General features: G+C 31.1%; 20 protein-coding genes. 5 read left to right on the forward strand and 15 right to left on the reverse strand.

The features are described 5' to 3' along the window. The first annotated feature begins 112 nt into the window (after positions 1-112). Entirely contained in the window at positions 113-529 is a 417-nt protein-coding gene (locus tag BUC09_RS07265) for a hypothetical protein (RefSeq protein ID WP_073310098.1), read from the forward strand. A 106-nt stretch (positions 530-635) separates the two neighbouring features. Further along, complete coding sequence (locus BUC09_RS07270) at positions 636-1,085, forward strand: SRPBCC family protein (protein WP_073310100.1); 450 nt, start codon at positions 636-638, stop codon at positions 1,083-1,085. A 36-nt stretch (positions 1,086-1,121) separates the two neighbouring features. On the opposite strand, the gene BUC09_RS07275 is transcribed toward BUC09_RS07270, so the two are convergent. From BUC09_RS07275 to xrtF, 13 genes are all read right to left on the reverse strand, one after another. After that, positions 1,122-1,883, reverse strand: a complete 762-nt coding sequence (locus BUC09_RS07275) for a DUF2490 domain-containing protein (RefSeq protein ID WP_073310102.1) — start codon at positions 1,881-1,883, stop codon at positions 1,122-1,124. Positions 1,884-1,898: 15 nt separating this feature from the next. After that, the gene (locus BUC09_RS07280) at positions 1,899-2,576 is read right to left on the reverse strand and encodes a DedA family protein (RefSeq protein WP_073310104.1); all 678 of its coding nucleotides are present in this window, start codon (positions 2,574-2,576) and stop codon (positions 1,899-1,901) included. Positions 2,577-2,653: 77 nt separating this feature from the next. Next, entirely contained in the window at positions 2,654-3,289 is a 636-nt protein-coding gene (gene can / locus BUC09_RS07285) for a carbonate dehydratase (RefSeq protein WP_073310106.1), read from the reverse strand. A 21-nt stretch (positions 3,290-3,310) separates the two neighbouring features. Further along, positions 3,311-3,952 carry a carbonic anhydrase family protein gene (locus BUC09_RS07290; RefSeq protein WP_073310108.1) on the reverse strand — a complete coding sequence of 214 codons (642 nt, stop codon included), beginning with the start codon at positions 3,950-3,952 and terminating at the stop codon, positions 3,311-3,313. A gap of 8 nt (positions 3,953-3,960) precedes the next feature. Then, the gene (locus BUC09_RS07295; protein WP_073310110.1) at positions 3,961-5,562 is read right to left on the reverse strand and encodes a SulP family inorganic anion transporter; all 1,602 of its coding nucleotides are present in this window, start codon (positions 5,560-5,562) and stop codon (positions 3,961-3,963) included. Positions 5,563-5,623: 61 nt separating this feature from the next. Beyond that, positions 5,624-5,914, reverse strand: coding sequence for a hypothetical protein (locus tag BUC09_RS07300; RefSeq protein ID WP_073310112.1), 291 nt, complete (start codon positions 5,912-5,914; stop codon positions 5,624-5,626). A gap of 91 nt (positions 5,915-6,005) precedes the next feature. After that, entirely contained in the window at positions 6,006-6,377 is a 372-nt protein-coding gene (locus tag BUC09_RS07305) for a heavy-metal-associated domain-containing protein (RefSeq protein ID WP_073310114.1), read from the reverse strand. Positions 6,378-6,390: 13 nt separating this feature from the next. Continuing rightward, positions 6,391-8,388, reverse strand: a complete 1,998-nt coding sequence (locus BUC09_RS07310) for a TonB-dependent receptor plug domain-containing protein (RefSeq protein ID WP_073310116.1) — start codon at positions 8,386-8,388, stop codon at positions 6,391-6,393. 76 nt (positions 8,389-8,464) lie between these two features. Next, a complete protein-coding gene (locus BUC09_RS07315) occupies positions 8,465-8,893 on the reverse strand; it encodes an HYC_CC_PP family protein (RefSeq protein WP_073310118.1) in 429 nt (142 codons plus the stop codon). A 56-nt stretch (positions 8,894-8,949) separates the two neighbouring features. Then, a complete protein-coding gene (locus tag BUC09_RS07320) occupies positions 8,950-10,308 on the reverse strand; it encodes an MBL fold metallo-hydrolase RNA specificity domain-containing protein (protein ID WP_073310120.1) in 1,359 nt (452 codons plus the stop codon). 10 nt (positions 10,309-10,318) lie between these two features. Next, positions 10,319-11,143 (reverse strand): ATP cone domain-containing protein, encoded by an 825-nt coding sequence (locus BUC09_RS07325; protein ID WP_073310122.1) that lies wholly within the window; start codon positions 11,141-11,143, stop codon positions 10,319-10,321. 38 nt (positions 11,144-11,181) lie between these two features. After that, a complete protein-coding gene (locus tag BUC09_RS07330) occupies positions 11,182-11,625 on the reverse strand; it encodes an exosortase F system-associated membrane protein (RefSeq protein ID WP_073310123.1) in 444 nt (147 codons plus the stop codon). Further along, complete coding sequence (gene xrtF / locus BUC09_RS07335) at positions 11,606-12,151, reverse strand: exosortase family protein XrtF (protein ID WP_073310125.1); 546 nt, start codon at positions 12,149-12,151, stop codon at positions 11,606-11,608. The genes BUC09_RS07330 and xrtF overlap by 20 nt, the downstream gene beginning before the upstream one ends. A gap of 70 nt (positions 12,152-12,221) precedes the next feature. On the opposite strand from xrtF, the gene BUC09_RS07340 reads away from it, so the two are divergent. The 3 genes from BUC09_RS07340 to BUC09_RS07350 all read left to right on the forward strand — a co-directional run bounded on the left by BUC09_RS07340 (position 12,222) and on the right by BUC09_RS07350 (position 15,358). Then, positions 12,222-12,674, forward strand: coding sequence for a GAF domain-containing protein (locus BUC09_RS07340; RefSeq protein WP_073310127.1), 453 nt, complete (start codon positions 12,222-12,224; stop codon positions 12,672-12,674). Between the two features lie 99 nt (positions 12,675-12,773). Continuing rightward, positions 12,774-13,043 (forward strand): 30S ribosomal protein S15, encoded by a 270-nt coding sequence (rpsO, locus tag BUC09_RS07345; protein ID WP_073310129.1) that lies wholly within the window; start codon positions 12,774-12,776, stop codon positions 13,041-13,043. 146 nt (positions 13,044-13,189) lie between these two features. Beyond that, positions 13,190-15,358 carry a polyribonucleotide nucleotidyltransferase gene (locus tag BUC09_RS07350; RefSeq protein ID WP_073310131.1) on the forward strand — a complete coding sequence of 723 codons (2,169 nt, stop codon included), beginning with the start codon at positions 13,190-13,192 and terminating at the stop codon, positions 15,356-15,358. Between the two features lie 107 nt (positions 15,359-15,465). Here the strand turns inward: BUC09_RS07350 and BUC09_RS07355 are convergent, their stop codons facing one another. Continuing rightward, positions 15,466-17,562 (reverse strand): DUF3857 domain-containing protein, encoded by a 2,097-nt coding sequence (locus BUC09_RS07355; RefSeq protein WP_073310133.1) that lies wholly within the window; start codon positions 17,560-17,562, stop codon positions 15,466-15,468. 68 nt (positions 17,563-17,630) lie between these two features. Beyond that, complete coding sequence (locus BUC09_RS07360; RefSeq protein ID WP_073310135.1) at positions 17,631-19,547, reverse strand: transglutaminase-like domain-containing protein; 1,917 nt, start codon at positions 19,545-19,547, stop codon at positions 17,631-17,633. Positions 19,548-19,603 lie beyond the last annotated feature (56 nt).

Raw genomic sequence — 19,603 nt, forward strand, 5'->3', positions numbered from 1 at the left:
TTTAACAAATATTCCAGCAATCATTTTATCCATACTTGCAATCGAGCAAACGTTATTTGGATTTTATATTTTTAAAAAAATGCACTAATAACTTTAAGTCTAATACAAGCGAATGAACAAAATTACAATTTACAAGTTATCATTGTTTTTCTTTATAATTACAGTATTTGCAAACTGCGATAAAAACTCAACAGATTGCTTTTTAGGCATAAGACCTAATCTAATTTCAAAAGAAATGAATCCTGCAGTTGCTTTTCAACAATACAACGACAATATTTATTTTGAAATGGCTAACTCCAACACAGATTATTACTATATCTCAGATATTATAATAGAAGGTAGCCTTCCTCCTGGAATAAACTATAAAAAATTTAACAGTAATGCAGTTAATTTTTATGGAGCTCCTAACACTAAAGGAACATATTCATTTACTGTAAAAATAAAAGCTCGGCCTAATTACAGCGAAAATGGTTCTAATGAAATGTGTGAGGATATTGCTTCAAATAATTATACAATTACAGTAAACTAATATTTTTCATCATAAACAGTTGTATAATTATTTTATAAGTAAAAAATAAAATTTTGAAACCGTATAAAAGCTTTCCGTAAATTAGTAATGAGAAAAACAAACTATTATGGCAGACAATTTTGTATCATTACATAGAGTGCTAACGACAACTCCTGAAAAAGTATATCGCGCTTTTACAGAGGCAGCAGCAATAGCATCTTGGCTACCACCTTATGGTTTCTTATGTGTGGTACACAACATGGAACCAAAAGAAGGAGGCACTTTTAAAATGTCGTTTATCAACTTTTCAACTGGGAACAGTCACTCCTTTGGAGGGAAATACATTGAACTTAAATCTAATGAATTTATAAAGTATACCGATACTTTTGACGATCCAAATTTACCGGGCGAAATGACAACTTCGGTTTGGATAAAAGAGGTTATGTGTGGTACCGAAATAAAAATTTCACAAGAAAACATCCCTTCAGCTATCCCTAGTGAAATGTGTTATTTAGGATGGCAAGAATCTCTTGAAAAATTAAAAAAATTAGTCGAACCCGAAATTCCTGATGCATAAAATAATAAAACCCCGATTGTGTAATCGGGGTTTTATTTATTCCTTCATTTTGTACCAATCAAAATTGGTGATGTAAGATATTCTTAAAGTTGGATTATCCTCTAGTAAGGTGTTTTTCAAATTCCAAATATTTTGATGAATGTAATTTATCTGTATTTGATGATGCGCATTAAAATTATAACCTAAACCAGCAATAATCCTGTTTTGTTGCACTACTGTTTTTGCTTCTTTTACTCCAATATTCATAAAAACCTCATCTCCTAAAACAGCAAAAAGCTTGGCCTTTCCTTCTTTTTTTGTCAAAGGATGATTTAACAAAAACATATACCTTAACCTGTTGCGGTATTCGTAATTTGCTATTTCTAATTCTCCCTGACTATTTGAGGTTGCAATACCAACAAATCGATTTTCATCACGCAAACGATGTGTAAACTTTAAATCGTTTAAATTATGAGTAAAAGTTCCCTGTAACCAAACATGATGTTCAGGAGTGGTCATTTTGTTCATAGGGATTTCTCCGTATACATAAGTATCGTAATACGTATACCCTACACTTGCTATAAATGATTTTGAAAATTGATAATCTAATGATGGTCTAACAAACCATTGCTGCTTTTGAGAAAAACCATCGGCATATCTCATTGTAGCTTCTAATGTAAAAGATAATTTTTCAGAGAATTTATTTTTCCCTGAATAATGCAACCATACATTAGTATTGTTTGAAATTTGTTGAGAATAACCCTTTAAGAATATCATTAAAAAAAGAACAACTGCTCTGAGTCTAATAATATTATTCATTTTGTATTTTTTAATTTATTCGATATGAACTCGCTTTTTAAATATTTTCCAAAGTACCGGGAAAGTCGTAAAAGCTACAATTCCAATTACTATAAATTCGATGTAGTGTTTTAAGTCTATATTAAATTGATCTAAGAACAACTGATATAGATAGTGTCCAGACAAGATCATTGAAAAAGACCATAAAAAAGATCCTATAATGTTATAAAACATAAATTTCTTTTTATCCATAGACACAATTCCTGCTATAACAGGAGCAAATGTTCTTACGATGGGCAAAAAACGAGCAAAAACAATTGCTCTGTTACCATATTTTTCAAAAAACTCTTTAGCTTGATATAAGTATTTCTTTTTAAACAAAAAGGAATCTTTTCTATTGTAAAGATATGTACCGCTTTTAGCTCCGAACCAATATCCTGCCATATTGCCAAAAATTCCCATTATAGAGACTAATAAAGCAAATACTGTTACGTTTAAGAAATCATTGCCTAAGGATATTTGGTGCATTAAAGTTTCGCTGTAAATACCTGCCAAAAACAACAAACTATCTCCTGGCAAAAAGAACCCGGCAAGTAGTCCAGTCTCTGCAAAAACAATAAATAAAACAACTAGTAAACCTATTTTAATACCTCCAAATTCTAATAAAATATAGAACTCTGGGTTAAGTAATTGTAACCAATTGAAGTCTTCCATTCGGTGAAAAGTAATTTTTAAAAGGCGAAGGTACTACATTTAGCACAATCGCCTTTATTTTAAATAATAAATAATTCTTAAATATCTAACTGATACAACTCGTGTAAGTCATCATTTTTAGAAAAATTCACTTCTAAATCGGTTACATAACCTGAGTTTAAACCATAAACCCATCCGTGTAAATACAATTCTTGACCGTTTTTCCAAGCGGTTTGTACAATAGATGTTTTCGCCAAATTTAGAACTTGTTCTTTTACATTTAATTCAACAAATCTGTTAAATCGTTCTTCCTCATTTTCTATTGGAGTTAGTTTTTCTTTATTGAACCTAAAGATATCTTTTATATGACGAATCCAGTTATCGATAACTCCATATGAACTATTTCCCATAGCAGCTTTAACACCTCCGCAGCCATAATGACCACAAACGATAACATGTGAAACTTTTAGAACATTTACTGCATAGTCTAATACGCTTAACATATTCATATCACTATGTACAACCATATTGGCTATATTACGGTGAACGAATACTTCTCCAGGTTTAGCTCCAATAATTTCATTTGCTGGAACTCGGCTATCTGAACAACCTATCCATAATAAAGGGGGATTTTGACCTTTTGATAAATCTTTAAAATAATCTTGATCAATAGCTAATTGATCCTCAACCCACTTTTTATTGTTTTCTAATATTTTTTTATAAAAATCACTCATTTTCTTATCAACTAATAAAGTCTATTTTACAAATTCTGTATCGTTATAAAACTCAACTTCACCAGTTTCGATATTATACATTGCGCCAATAATTCCAATTTCTCCTGCTTCAATCATTTCCGCTAGAATGTGACTTCTTTGTAGAATTGACTTAACCGTTCTTTTTACATTAATCTGCGCTACATTTTCAACAAATTCAGAATTTTTAGAAGTTCTTTCTTCTTTAGTTTTTTGCTCTTCATATACAGCTGGCTGTAATTTTGATAAAAGTTCTGTCAAGTTACCCATTTCAACATGGTCACAAGCTCCTTTTACAGCTCCACATTTAGTGTGTCCTAAAACCACAATTAGTTTTGAACCTGCTACTTTACAAGCAAATTCCATACTTCCCAAGATATCAGTGTTTACTACATTTCCTGCAATACGAATTGAGAAAACATCCCCTAATCCTTGATCAAAAATTAACTCTGCCGATGTGCGACTATCAATACAACTTAAAATTGTTGCAAATGGCCATTGCCCATCACTTGTTGCATTTACTTGTTCTAAAAGATCTCTATGTAGTTTTAGATTATTAACAAATCTTCCATTTCCTTCTTGTAAAAGTTCTAATGCTTTTCTTGGTGTTATTTGTGATTGTAATTCTTTATTTAAAGTTCTCATTGTATTATTTATTTTGTTGTATGTTCTACGTAAATGTGTTTTCCTTCTTCTCCAGAATTTTCTAATTCATAAGCTTCTTTAAAGCCTACTAATTTAACTTTTATATTTTCTTCTTTGGCACGAATTTTTTTAAATTCTTTAATTAAATCCAAAACATCGTGTGCAATATATACGGTATCTGAGGCGTTAATAACTACCTTAGAATTTTCAGGTATTGACGCTAAAGTTTCTTTTATGGCCGCTTTGTTCAAAAATGAAACCTCTTGTGCTAAATCGATATGGATTACATCTCCGTCTTGATATTGTTCTTTTCTAAAATTATAAGCTCGTTGCATATTCCCTTTCAAAATAAAAATAACACTTATTATCAAGCCAAGTGCCACACCTTTCAATAAATCAGTGAAAACGACCGCTAGCATCGTTGCTATAAAAGGAATAAACTGATACTTTCCTCTTTCATAAAAATGCTTAATCACTTTAGGGTTTGCTAATTTATACCCTACCAATAATAATACCGCAGCTAAAGTTGCTAAAGGTATCATATTTAAAACAGATGGAATTACAACTGCACAAACAATCAATAAAATACCGTGAAAAATGGCTGACATTTTAGTTTCGGCTCCTGCATTTGCATTTGCTGTCGTTCTCACAACTACTGAAGTCATTGGCAATCCTCCTAAAAGTGCACTTATCATGTTTCCAATTCCTTGTGCTTTTAACTCATTATTTGTATCTGTATAACGTTTGTGCTTGTCCATCCTGTCAGCTGCTTCGATACATAAAAGTGTCTCAATAGAGGCTACTACTGCAATTGTTACTCCAACAATCCAAACTTTCTGATTGGTGAAAGCAGTGAAATCAGGCAATGTAAAACTTTGCTTGAATTCATCAAAAGAAGTAGGAACTGGTAATTTCACCAAGTGATCTTGTAGTACTGCCAATGACGAACCAGAAGCAATAAAAACCTGATTGACAATGATTCCAACTATTACAGCCACTAATGCAGCTGGAACCAATTTTAAATTCTTTAAAAAAGGTACTTTATTCCACCCAATTAATATTGTCAACGAAATAATTGTAATTATTGTCGCTCCTAAATGAATATTTCCAACAACTGAAAAAATCTCTGAAAATGTATTTTGACCATCAGGCTGTAAGAATGCTAAATCACCTTCATAATCCTTATCATAACCAAAAGCATGAGGAATTTGCTTAAGAAATATAATAACCCCAATACCGGCCAACATACCTTCAATCACATTGTTTGGGAAATAATTTGAAATAGAACCCGCTCTTAAAAATCCTAAAACAATTTGCAATAAACCAGCAATTAAAACCGCCAGTAAAAAAACATTAAATCCTCCTAAATCAGTTATTGCTGTTAACACGATAGCTGTTAACCCTGCTGCAGGCCCAGAAACGGATAAGTGTGATTTACTTAAGTAACCCACTACAATCCCTCCAACTACTCCTGAAATTATTCCAGCGAATAATGGCGCGCCAGATGCCAAAGCAATACCTAAACACAAAGGCAAAGCCACAAGAAATACCACTAATCCCGAAGGCAAATCGGAACCAAGGCTTCCAAAAATATTTATCTTTTTTGTCATAACCTTAAAAATTTAAAACCATATTTTACCACAAAATACACTTGTGGCTATCAATTATGTTTTAAACTTGCTCTGGAGGCAAAAGGTCAATAAATGAGTTTACTCTGTAGTTTTTTAGCAAATAAAAATCTGGAATTTCTTTTGAAGCTTTCTCTGTAAATAAGTGTCCAGAATTTTCACTCTCTATTATATATTCTGATATAATTTGCTTAGTATTTTTATGCTGTTCTTCTTCCTCAGTAATAGTATATGAAAATTTTGATTCATTTTTCTCATTGATTATACATATGATAACCGAAGAAAATTGAAACAAAATAAATATTACTAAAACTATTTTGGTAAAAAACTTCATGCTGCGAATATACTTAATTATAGAGCTCAAAAAAATGTCGTTAACATTTTATTAAAAAAAAGCTTTGATAAAAAATCAAAGCTTTATACTGTTATTTTATTCTTTCATATTGACAACAACCGTGGAGTTTATCATAATCCTCTTGAGTTGCTTTAACATTCTTTGTGTCATGTCCTACTTTAGCAATAGCATTTTCAACACTTTTCACATCACATTTTTCTTCATTAATAATTAAATAAAGCATATGATCATCTGTATGCCATGTAGCACTTTTTACTCCTGCAACTGAAAAAGCTGCTTTTTCAATGCGCTTTTTACACATTTCGCAGTTACCATTTACTTCAACATTATATTTAGCATTTTTATTTTTTTTAGCCCCGCTCAATTCGGCTTTGCCTCGGGTCTCTTGAGCTGAAGATGTAAAACCTATCATTAACATCATCATTAAAACTATATTTTTCATATTTATAAATTTATTATTTTACTTTAAATCGCAAACCTGCATAAAACATTTTACCAAAAATTGGCGCATATACTACTGAAGTATCAAAATTTGTTCCAAAAGGATTTCCAGCTCCCACAATCGCTTTATCTTGTCTGTAATTCCCAAGATTTTCTGCACCAACATACATTTCAAATCTTGATGAAAAAGTACGAGTAATTTGTGAATTCATTACAATAAATGAGGGAGAAAATTGAGAAAATTCACCTGCCGTATTTGGCAATTGCTGCTTCCCTATCCAGTTCAATGTATAATCAAAACGCCATTGTTGTCCTTTTTCTTTAATATGGGTCTCAAATTCTAAATTAGTAAAAAAGCGATGTTTCGCCTGTAATGGTCTTTGAAAATCTCCTGAAGTATAAGTCGTCATTATATCATAATACTTATAAGCCGAGCGGAAGTTTAGATGCTTAATAATTTCAGTATTAAACTCTACTTGAAGACTATTAGCGAATGATTTTCCATTTAAATTATAAAAATTCACTTCAGTATTCGACTGAAAAACGTCTACAACAACTTGATTTTGAAAATCGGTACGATAAAAATCTAGAGATGCATCTGATTTCATTCCAAACAGATCAAATTTTTGCAAGAAGCCAATTCCATAATTCCAAGCAATTTCTGGATCCAAACCATAAATTTTACCATTTGCATTTGAAATAGCAAACTCTCTTGAACTACCAAAAAACTGCTGATTTTCGGCAAAAATATTTGCTGATCTTTTACCTCGTCCTACAGAAAAACGAAGCACACCATCTTTCCATGGATTATAACGCGCATGTAACCTAGGCGTCGCAAAAACACCTAAACGATTATGATAATCTACTCTACCTCCTAGAATGAAGCTAAAATTATCCGCATTATCATAAGTATACTCAAAAAAGGCTCCTACCGAATTATCTTTTCGACCAACATCAGTCACATCAACAAATTCCTGATAAATATCTGATGTGAAATTTAAACCCGTAGAAAATTTATTCATTGTATTATTGATAATCGAATTGAAAATCAAATTAGAATAAAAACTTTTTTGTTTAATATCATATGTTCTTATCCCAAAATAAGAGTCTTGTTCATGCGAAGTAAATGCATTTTGAAAACCAATACTTTGGTATGGCATATCTGCCCAAACGTAACCTATTTTTGATGAAAAGTCGAAACGTTCTGTGTTTATCTCAGAGCCCCAAGCATTTGCTGTAAGCTTATCTTTCAAAGGATCAAAATGCATTTCTCCAGTTTGTTTTTCATCTTTCATGTATCTGAAATTAAAAAAACTCACCCATCCTTTTTCTGGATTAGCATACTGCCAACGATTCATTACATTAATTTGATTTCCTAGAGGATTATCTAAAAAACCATCATCATTCATATCATTTTTAGCAACACGCATATTTCCATGAAGCAACAAACTTGTAGCCCATTTATCGTTTAATTTATGTGTAACATGCGTATTTAATTCAAATCGAGAATCCGAAGAACCATAAGCATTGAGGTAAAAAGGAATTTCTTTGAGAGGCTTTAACAGTTCAGTGTTAATTTGTCCCGAGATACTTTCGTAACCATTTATAACACTTCCAGCACCTTTAGTGATCTGAATACTTTCGACCCAAGTACCTGGAGTAAAAGACAATCCAAAAGCCTGAGAAGCTCCTCGGACAGAAGGAATATTTTCTTCGGCAATTAGTAAATAAGGACTTGTAAGTCCTAACATTTTTATTTGTTTAGCTCCTGTTAAAGCATCGGAAAAATTCACATCGATTGATGGATTTGTTTCAAAGCTTTCGGCCAAATTACAACAAGCAGCTTTTAAGAGTTCTTTGCTTGTTAAGACAGTAGTATTCGTTGCTTTTAGTAATGATTTTTGAACTTTCCCTCGTTTTGCTTCAACCTTAATTGTCTGTAAGGTATCTTGAACTTGTGCAAAAGCATTTATGGAAAAGAAAGCAACAAAAAACATGATTATATTTTTCATTGTATTTTAATTTATTTGTTAGAAATGATTCCTTTTAACAGTTTGTTCTTAAAGAACAAATTGTATCACAAATAAATTAGGCGTAAAAAATGTATTGTGAGTAAAGTTTATATAGTGGAGGTGCATTTGTATCACAATAAAACGAAGGATTTTCGCTTTTTTGCACAAACTCTTTTAATACAACAAATTGTGAAAAATTATATTCCTGAGCTGGAATAAATGATGATAAATCTAACTGAAAACTCTTAACTAAAACATTTTCTGAAGCAGTCTTCTTAATATCTACCTTATCATTTTTGCAGCATTCATCATGAGTATTTTGCTTAGCACAACATGACTTTTCTACCACACATGGCTTTTCTTCAACGCAAGGTTCTTCAGTTTTATAGTTGAATGTTATACCTGAAATTTTCCCTTCACAATAATGCACATTAAAAGCCAGCCCTACATTGGAAACCAATATAAGTGTAGATAATAAGATTGCTATGTGTGCTTTTATCTTCATATTATTTTGCAGGGTCAAAAGTATACATTTTTTAAAAGATTTATTATAAAATGTTGTTAATTGATTTCAAAAACTTGTTTCAAATATGGAATTTCACATACGATGCCATACCTAGATTCAATTTCTGCTTTAAGAGCAACAAAAGCTTTAGCCTCACCATGAACTAAAAAAACAGTCTTTGGTTTCTCTTCTAATTCGGAAAGCCATTGAAGTAAATCTTCTTGATCACCATGAGCAGATAATCCTTCTATTTCCATAATTTGAGCATTTACTGGATAATAATGCCCATACATTTTTATCTCATCTGCCCCATCAATTAATTTTCGACCGCGAGTACCTTCGGCTTGATATCCTACTATGACAACTGTATTTTTAGCATCAATTATATATCTTTCCAAATAACTCAAAACTCTCCCTCCTGTAACCATCCCGCTAGCAGCAATCACCACTTTTGGCTGATCATTATATATAGTTTCAATAGTTTCTTCAAAATTGGTTATTAGTTGAAACATATTACACATCGCTTCACATTCATCTAGTTTAAGCTTATGCCAAGTATGATTTTCTGTAAACAAATCAATTACTTTTATTCCCATTGGAGTATCAATAATATAAGGAATTTCAGGAATTCTTCCTTGTGTTTTTAATTTCCAAATTAAAAACATAATTGTTTGGGCTCGTTCAACGGCAAAACTGGGAATAATCACATTCCCACCTCTGGCAAAAGTTTCATTAATGCATCTTTCCAAATCCTCCATAGGATTATTATCAGGATGCAAACGATCTCCATAAGTACTTTCTAAAAATACATAATCTGCTTTTTTGGGTTTTTTAGGTTCAAAAAGCAAGTCATCATTATCTCTCCCAATATCTCCAGAAAAAACTAATGTTTTCCCCTCAAGCTTTAATTCAATAGAGCAAGCCCCTAAAATATGACCAGCATAAAAAAATCTAGCTGCTATTTCGGCATCTAAATCAAACTCTTTTTCTGGAGAGATAACTTTAAAAAAAGGAAATACTCTTTGTGCTTCTTCAACCTTGTATAATGGCTGTGCAGGATTGTGTTTTGAGTAATGCTCTTTATTTGCTTTCTCGGCCTCTTCTTCTTGGATTTTAGCAGAATCCAACAAAATTAACTTTGAGATATCCTTAGTTGGACTTGTACAATAAATTTTCCCTTCAAATCCTTGATTGACCAATCTAGGCAGCCAGCCACAATGATCTAAATGTCCATGTGTAAGTAAAACATAATCTATTGTTTGCGGCAATACATCTAGAGGTTCCCAGTTAAGCTGCCTAGTTTCTTTATTCCCTTGAAACAAGCCACAATCAACTAAGATTCTAATTCCATTAGATTCAATTAATGTTTTTGAACCTGTAACGGTCCCTACTCCTCCAAAAAAATGTATTTTCATAAGTACTATTTTAAATGCACAATTCTGAAACTTCTTTGCAAATGTTTTTAATCCTTTTTTGGCTCAAACCAATAAATGATAAACTCTCTGTATCCTCTTTTAATTGATTAACTACTAAAATATCCAGCATAAGAAGCTTTTCTTTCTCAGCCAATGAAAGCGTTGTTAGACAAGTAACTGGATAAAGACGAGTATTTTCAATTCTATTCCTTAGGCTATTCCCTTTAGGATAGTCCCAACTCAACAACTCAAGACCTGAGCAAACTGCAAACTTTACAGCATCATCTGAAAACCGATTATTGGTAGCTATAAGACATCCATTAATAGAAGTTGGTTCCTCAAAAATTAAATGTGTTTTACCTTTCAAATCATTAAATCTGGAAAGGATGTACATTGGTACTTTTACATCTGAAATTATACTCCTATTAGAATGAAACTTACATTCAATCATTTTAACCTCAGAATCTTTTTGAACTACTAAATCTACTTCATGCGAAACACATTTTCCTTCCAAACTTAAATTAATGAGGGTTGAATATTTCTCTTCTCTAAACAACCATGAAATATATTTCTCAAAATAAAAGCCTGCTGGCCCAAGCAACTCAAGAGAAGCTCTTAAATTATACCTAGCAGCATTAACATTTGATGCTTTTTTTAATAAATCGAATGCTATTTTATAAATCTTCTTGGTTGTAATACCATCATAAAGTTTTCCTTCAATCTGATTCAACACATTTTCAACTGTAAATTGACTCGCTCCCGTCTTGAGTAAAGATTTTTCTAGTTTGGATTTTTCAAAATTTACAATATCACCAGAGTACTTTATAATTTTCATCTTTCAAGAGACTAATTACTATAAAGTTAAGGAAATATTTATAAACTTTTCTTTTGGTAATAAAACGCTGGTATAAAAAGAATTAAAAACAATGGTTGTATCAAAAACCTTCTAACATAAAAAAGAATCATTTTTTGATTTTCATCAAAATAATGAAGTAAAACGAACACCCCCAACAATAACAAGATTAAAAATACTGTCAATAGAAATGCTGAAAATTTAACCATTTGCAATTCTTGAAAAATCACATAAATGATTGCTATAGTAAGTACAGAGTTTAAAAAATAACGAAATCCCCAATTCACAAACAAAAGCAATTCATTATAATTAGGATACTTTAAATGCGAAAATTCAGCTTGGAAATAATTTATAAAAGGATCATAGAACCAATCATTTTCAAAGGCTCTTATCGAAACCAATAGACCTAATAAAAAAATCAACAAGGGAATTTGCTCCTTCTTACTAAGCTTTTTTTGAAGCATATTTATAAAATTTATTGATCCATAAAAGCCAAAGCATAAAAACAATTCCATAGATAATTAAAGGAAAAACAACACCATGAATTATATGTTCATTCCCAGGATATTTATCCAAAATTATGATGATAAAAACAATGCGCAACACATTTAATAAGTAAACCAAAACACTTCCTCCTAAAGCAAACAAAAAAGTAGTCTTAAAAGTAGTAGAGAAAGAAACAATAAAAGAAACAAATAGAATAATTACACTAATCGCATTACAACCTTCTATTATTCTACCTACATAGTTATTATTAAAAATTACAAGAAAATATTCTCCTCTAGTATCCTTAACCATTTTAGCGTTTTCATCGATTGCTTGTAACAACTTTTCGGAAAGCAAAGAAACATTAGAAGTAATACCATCAACACTATTACCATTGTAACTTTTAAGATAAACTTGATACATTACAGTGAGCAATAAGTACGAAATGAAAAACTTAGCTAAAAACAACAAAAAGGGCTTGTATTCTTGTATGTAATTATTCAAAACTATTTTTTAACAAATTTATATAAAAATTAAAATTAGGGTTAATTACTTTTGCACAAAACTTAATACAATGAATTTTCAAGATTTACAACCCAAAATAACCGAAATAGTAAACACCTCTTTAACTAGAGATGAAAAATTATTACACATTTGCCAACTATTACAAGACAATATAAGTTATTACAACTGGGTAGGATTTTATTTTGCTAATCATGAAGCAAAAACCTTACATCTTGGTCCCTATGTAGGTGCTGAAACAGATCACACAGTGATTCCATTTGGCAAAGGAATATGTGGTCAAGTAGCAGAGTCAAATGCCAACTTTGTGGTTCCAGATGTTTCTGCACAAGACAATTATATTGCATGTAGTTTTACTGTGAAATCTGAAATTGTAGTTCCATTGTTTGTAAACGGAGTAAATATTGGCCAAATAGACATTGATAGTCATGTAATTAACCCTTTCACTGAAGCGGACGAGCGATTTTTAGAATTTGTAAATCAAGAAGTTGCTAAATTATTTTAATAAAATAACAAAAGTTTGCAACTTCAAAAAAAAGGTATACCTTTGCACTCGTATTGAGAAAACCTCAATCTACATAATAATCATTTAAATAATATTAGCATGTATTTATCTAAAGAAAAAAAGGCTGAAATCTTCGCTCAACACGGAGGAAAAGCTGAAAACACTGGTTCTGCTGAAGGGCAAATCGCTTTATTCACTTTCAGAATCAACCACTTAACTGAGCACTTAAAAAGAAATCGTCACGATTACAACACTGAGCGTTCGTTAGTGAAATTAGTAGGTAAAAGAAGAAGTCTTCTTGACTACTTGAAAAACACGGAAATCAATAGATACCGTGCGATTATCAAAGAATTAAACATCAGAAAATAATCAAAATAAAAGAGGTGCCTGCGCGCCTCTTTTTGTTTTATATATTTGTTACAGAAAAAGTTTGGTTTTTCATTGGGTTTCAGACAACTACACACAACACACAACAACACAACTAAAACCCTTTGTTTAATTTAGAATTACATTTTATGATTCCAAAAGTGTTCCAAGAAGTTATCGATTTAGGTGACGGAAGAAGTATCACAATCGAGACTGGAAAATTAGCCAAACAAGCTGACGGGTCTGTGGTTGTTAGAATGGGCGATGCAATGCTTTTAGCAACCGCAGTATCTGCAAGAACTGCAAATCCTGGAGTAGATTTTTTACCATTAACTGTAGATTATCGTGAAAAATTTGCTGCTGCTGGTCGTTTTCCTGGAGGTTTCTTCAAGAGAGAAGCACGTCCTAGCGATAGCGAAGTATTAACAATGCGTTTAGTTGACCGTGTATTACGTCCATTATTCCCAGATGATTATCATGCAGAAACACAAGTTATGATCCAGTTAATGTCTCATGACGAAAACGTTATGCCTGATGCATTAGCAGGATTAGCAGCATCTGCATGTCTTGCTGTATCAGATATTCCATTTTACAACTTAATTTCTGAAGTACGTGTAGGTCGCGTTGACGGAAAATTAGTAATCAACCCAAGTAAAGAACAATTAGAGCAATCAGACATCGATATGATGATTGGTGCTTCTGACGATTCTGTTTGTATGGTTGAAGGTGAAATGAAAGAAATTTCAGAAGCTGAGATGATTGAAGCAATTAAATTTGCTCATGAAGCTATCAAAATCCAAATCAAAGCACAAGAGCGCTTAAGAGCTGCTGTTGGTTCTCCAGCTTACAGAGAATACGAAGCTGAGAAAAAAGACGAAGCAGTTTACGCTAAAGTTAAAGCAGCATCTTATGACAAATATTATGCTGTAGCTCAAGAAGCTTCTGCAAAAAGTGAAAGAGGCGAAAAATTTGCTGAAATCAAAGAAGAAGTTAAAGCATTATTCTCTGAAGAAGAACATGCTGAAAACCCTGATTTAGCAGAATTAGTTTCAAAATACATTTACAAAACTCAAAAAGAAGCTGTAAGAAACGTTGTTCTTGAAAAAGGAATCCGTTTAGACGGTCGTAAAACAACTGAAATCCGTCCAATTTGGTCTGAAGTTGATTACTTACCATCTGCACATGGATCTGCAATCTTTACACGTGGTGAAACTCAAGCATTAGCAACAGTAACTCTAGGAACTTCTAGAGAAGCTAACGTAATTGACTTACCATCAGAACAAGGTGAAGAGCGTTTTTACTTACACTATAATTTCCCTCCATTCTCAACTGGCGAAGCAAAACCATTAAGAGGAACTTCACGTCGTGAAGTAGGTCACGGAAATTTAGCACAACGCGCCCTTAAAAACATGATTCCTGATGATTGTCCTTACACAATCCGTATTGTATCTGAAGTATTAGAATCTAACGGTTCGTCTTCAATGGCAACAGTTTGTTCTGGAACTTTAGCATTAATGGACGCAGGTATACAAATGGTAAAACCAGTTTCTGGTATTGCTATGGGATTAATTACTGATGGAGAAAAATTTGCAGTATTATCAGACATCTTAGGTGATGAAGATCATTTAGGAGATATGGACTTTAAAGTTACTGGTACTGCTGATGGTATTACTGCTTGTCAGATGGACATTAAAATAGATGGTTTACGTTATGATATTATGGAGCAAGCTCTTGAGCAAGCTCGCGATGGACGTTTACATATTTTAGGTAAAATCATCGAAACAATTGCGAAACCTAATACTACTGTAAAACCTAAAGCTCCAAAAATTATCACTGTTACTATCCCTGGAAATTTCATTGGCGCATTAATTGGCCCTGGTGGAAAAGTTATCCAAGAATTACAAAAAGCAACAGGAACAACTATTGTTATCAACGAAGTTGACGAACAAGGTGTTGTTGAAATTTTAGGAACAAGTCCGGAAGGAATTGATACCGTTTTAGCTAAAATAGATTCTATCATTTTCAAACCACAAGTAGGTGAATCGTATGAAGTGAAAGTAACTAAAATGCTTGATTTTGGAGCAGTAGTAGAATATACTAAAGCGCCAGGTAATGAGGTATTACTTCACGTTTCTGAATTAGCTTGGGAACGTACAGAGAAACCTTCTGACGTTGTTAATCTTGGTGATGTGTTTACAGTTAAATATTTAGGTATTGACCCTAAAACTCGCAAAGAAAAAGTTTCAAGAAAACAATTACTTCCTCGTCCACCTCGTGAAGAGAAGAAAGAAGATAAAAAAGAAAATCCTCAAGGTTAATTAATTCAAATTAATTCAATAGGTTGAACCCTGCTCTATGAGCGGGGTTTTTTTATAAAACCTCATAACATAAAAAAGAAAAAAGGACCTTTACTAGGCCCTTTTCTTTAAATCTTTTTCAATAAAATTTTCTCTTGTGTAAACTGGTAAGCTGCATCCAAGAATTGAATCATTTTAAGCCAATTACTATTAGGTTCAAAATAATTATTATAGTGCTTAGAAGTTTCAATTACCAACTTATTATCTTTTACAATAGCAGTACTAATAAACCTACCTGTTTCATTACTAACGCTTTTATTTAACTTTTCAAGACCAGAAACAGTAAATCCTTGAGGAATTTCAAATGTTATTTGATTCTCTATAGCTCTAGGATAAGGCATATAGATATCATTTTTTCTATCCTTTTCTTTTTTATCAATTTCGATCTGAGATGTCAAAAATTTACCTATTTCTATGATGTAGTTATCACCTGCTTTTTTAATAAAATCATTCTTAATTTTAAATTCTTCATTAAACTGAAAAGGTTCTTTAACACCGTTTCTTCCAGATTTTATTATTGCCAAAGAATAATCTTCTACCTTGGCTTTGTATTCTTGGGATATTGAATTGGTATGCTTTTCTTTAAAATTTTCTTCTAGTTTTTTAATTAAAGCTTTCATCCCCTTTTTCTCTATTTCATCCTTACTTTTAGGGATTCCATATCTCTTTGAAGCTTCATACAACTTATTATCCTCCTCAACATATTTATAAAAAGGTATTTTTTCCTTTTGCTCGTCAGCTTTAAAATGACCAGAATAAGAAACTTCACGATTTACATTAAAATTAGTTAAATCATCATTTAATGAAATAACTGAAATAGTTTTAGAAACATTATCTTTTATAGTACTCGATGGCAATATAATTTCTTCAATTCCATCTTCTTTTTTTGATCCAATACCCATTAAAAGAAAAGCTTTTGAATTTTCAAGGTCAGAATTTAAATAATCTATACCCGAAAATGGTGTAAAGTATTCCAAATATAGAGGTGTAGATGTATTAACTCTTAATACAGGCGTAAGATTATCTTTAATCAACAAGTCTTTAATTGACCCATTATATCTTGCAGACCCTAAAATAATATCATAATCAATATTATTACTTTTTAAAAAGGCAATAAAATAGTTAAAAAAATCTTCATCACTATAAAAAGGAGTATTGAAACCTGTCTGCATATAACGATACTCTTTACCTAGATTAGCTTCACCAGCAACACTAAGCTCAATAGGTCTTATTAAATATAAATATCTTGCATAATAATAAAGAGCTCGAACCCTTTCTTCATCACTACCAAATTTTTTATCTTTAAAAAACTTTTTTGGATCTTCATGTACTGAGCCATTGTAATAATAATTTCCTGAAAGATAATGTCTATACTTCTTGAACACCTCATCTTTATCAACAGTTTTCTTAATATCTTTCTCTCTATCAGAAAGAAAAGCATCAGCTCCGTTTCTATCACCTCCATTTTTAGCAAAATAAACCTGGAATTTATAACTTGGCAATTCTACTAAAGGATACAACCATTTTGAAAATTCTTCTTTTTCAATATTTTTAGCTTCTAATTCAAATTTTCGATCACTAGATCTTTCTGCCTTTACTTGTTTCAATTCAGGCGCACCATTATAAGAATTGAAATTAATAAAGAAATCATTTTCAGATAAAAAATTAAGCTTATAATTCATAATAGGGTACTCATCTCCTAATACTCTTTCAACTTTAGGAAATTTTGAACTCCCATCTGACTTAAATTTTTCCTGTGAGAATAAATAAAAATCAATAATATCACCCACTTCAAGGTTAGATATTGCTATTTTTTTTTGATTATCAATTAACTTCGTTTCTTTATCTACATCAATTTCTACAACACTACCATTGGGTTTGATAATTTTAACCCCAAGTATATTTGCACCTGCTTTTCTTGCATATCCAATATCTGAGTAAACTTTATCTAAAAAAGAAAACTCCGAAAACTCTTTTACTGCTGCTTCATCCAACAACATTATTTTTTTTCTAACTCCTGAAGTGTATGTAACATTAATTCTATAATTATGATAATCATGATTTTCATATTTATAGATTACAACAGCAGATTCATTTTTCCATTTATCAGGAATTGTATTTACATTACTGTAAATATCATTTTTACCCCAGAAAAATTCTTTCACTTCATCTTTATCTTATGCAAAAACAGTAAAAGAAAGTAGTATTAATAAATAGGTAATATTCTTTTTCATTATTTTGAAATCGTTATTTGTTGATTATAATTATTGACTAAATTTTTATTGAATTCATTCCATTTATTCATATCGGCAGATTTGATTACTGCATTTTTGAATACAAAAGTTTTTTTATACTCAATAGTATTACCAATAATTTTATAAGTAACACTAACATCAAAATCATTCTCTTTAATCAATAAATCTTGTGGTAATTTTGTAACCTTATATCCTTGAGGAATAGTAAGAACTACGTTCGAAACAAAATATGTTTTGTAATCAAATTCATAGTCTGTTTTACGTTCAGAAAATTCAAGATTTTTATACTCATTCATGAATTCTAAATCAATATAAATTTCATTATCAAAACTAGTAACCTTATTAGAAACAGATAGATTGTAATCAACTGTTAGATTTTGATCTCTATTTTTTAAATCTGAAGTTTTGATATTATTTACAGTAATATTCTTATCTCCTTTAGACAAATAGTATTCTAAAGTTTCTTCTTTTTTGTCTTTTCTAAAAGAATTAAAAATGGCTAAAAATTGTGCCGCTCCTTCTCCTTCATACTTTCTAGACACACTCCCTTTAAGTTTTTCATCCTCAATTATTAGATTTGCAGTATAGATTTCTTTATTAAAATCCGGTTTACACATTGGAACTTTTTCAATAATAAACTTATCTCCATCTTCAATCATTACTTCTTTATTCTGAATCCTTTCAGCGTATTGACCAAACGAGTTAAATTTTTCTGTTCCATCTAGAAAATATTTTTTTCCTTTATAAAAAAGTGTACAAATCATATGATTATCAACCGCCAATGAAGGTGTACTGTAATCATAAGCAATATGCTTTGTTCCAACCCAAGTTAATCTTGCATCAAAACCCGCAAGCTTGAGCATTTGCTTTATTAAATTAGCCATACCCTTGCAATCTCCATAACGCTTTTGAAAAACATTATTTGATTCATCAGGTTTAAATCCTGCAATTCCATCTTCAAAGGCAATATATCTTATGTTATCTTGTACCCAATAATATATGTTTTTTATTTTCTCCTCATCAGTTTTTGCATTAGTAGTTAACTCATCAACTTTACTTTTAAAAGCTAAAGAATCATCCTTCATCGAATCAACTAATGATTTATACCACTTATATAAGTCTGCTGTAGAATTAAACAAAACAACTTCTTTATTATTGTTTTTAAAAGATTTTGCTATGATTAAAATATGAGGATATAAATATGTTTTTCCAGGAGAATCTTTTTCTTTATAAATTGCGGGAACATTTTCTAATGAAAAGGTATAAACTGTCGCTTTAGATTTTAAATCTTTCTTTTGGGTTTTGATAATCTTTTTACCCTCAAAATTAAATTCTTTAAATTCAATATCTAGCCAATCAGGAACTGTTATATTAATTGTTTTATTTACAATTGGAAATTCATCATTAAAATATATTGATGTAAAATACTTAACATCATCATATTTTTTTTGCATTTCATATTTGTATGTATACCCTTGGACAGGGAAATCAAAACTTACATGCTTAACTCTGGCATCATTATAAAACAAATCTTTATCCTTATAAAATTCATCTTTAACAGGATAATTAGCCATTTTATCGTTACGGTACTTAAGATTAAAAGTTTCGATTTTTGAAGCACTATCATAAAACTCATACTTACTAATATCAGCTCGATGGTTTATATTCATCAACAACTCACTAATTGAATTATTGACAGTTACTCCATTCTTTTCTTTGTTTATAGCGAAACTGACATTTTCAACACTTTTCAGAATAGCGACATCATCTTTAGAATAACTATCTCGTAAATCTTTGGCAATTTTAACATCATCTGATGTTGGTCCAGTATCTTTTTGGGCAAACATTTTAGCTGATAACAATAAAACAATCAGCATTTTAGCATATAAATTCATTTGGGGAAATTTTTGGCAAATAAACGGAAATATTTTCAAAAAAAATCAAGTAAAAG

The sequence above is a fragment of the Flavobacterium terrae genome, from assembly GCF_900142035.1.
GTDB classification, from domain to species: Bacteria; Bacteroidota; Bacteroidia; order Flavobacteriales; family Flavobacteriaceae; genus Flavobacterium; species Flavobacterium terrae.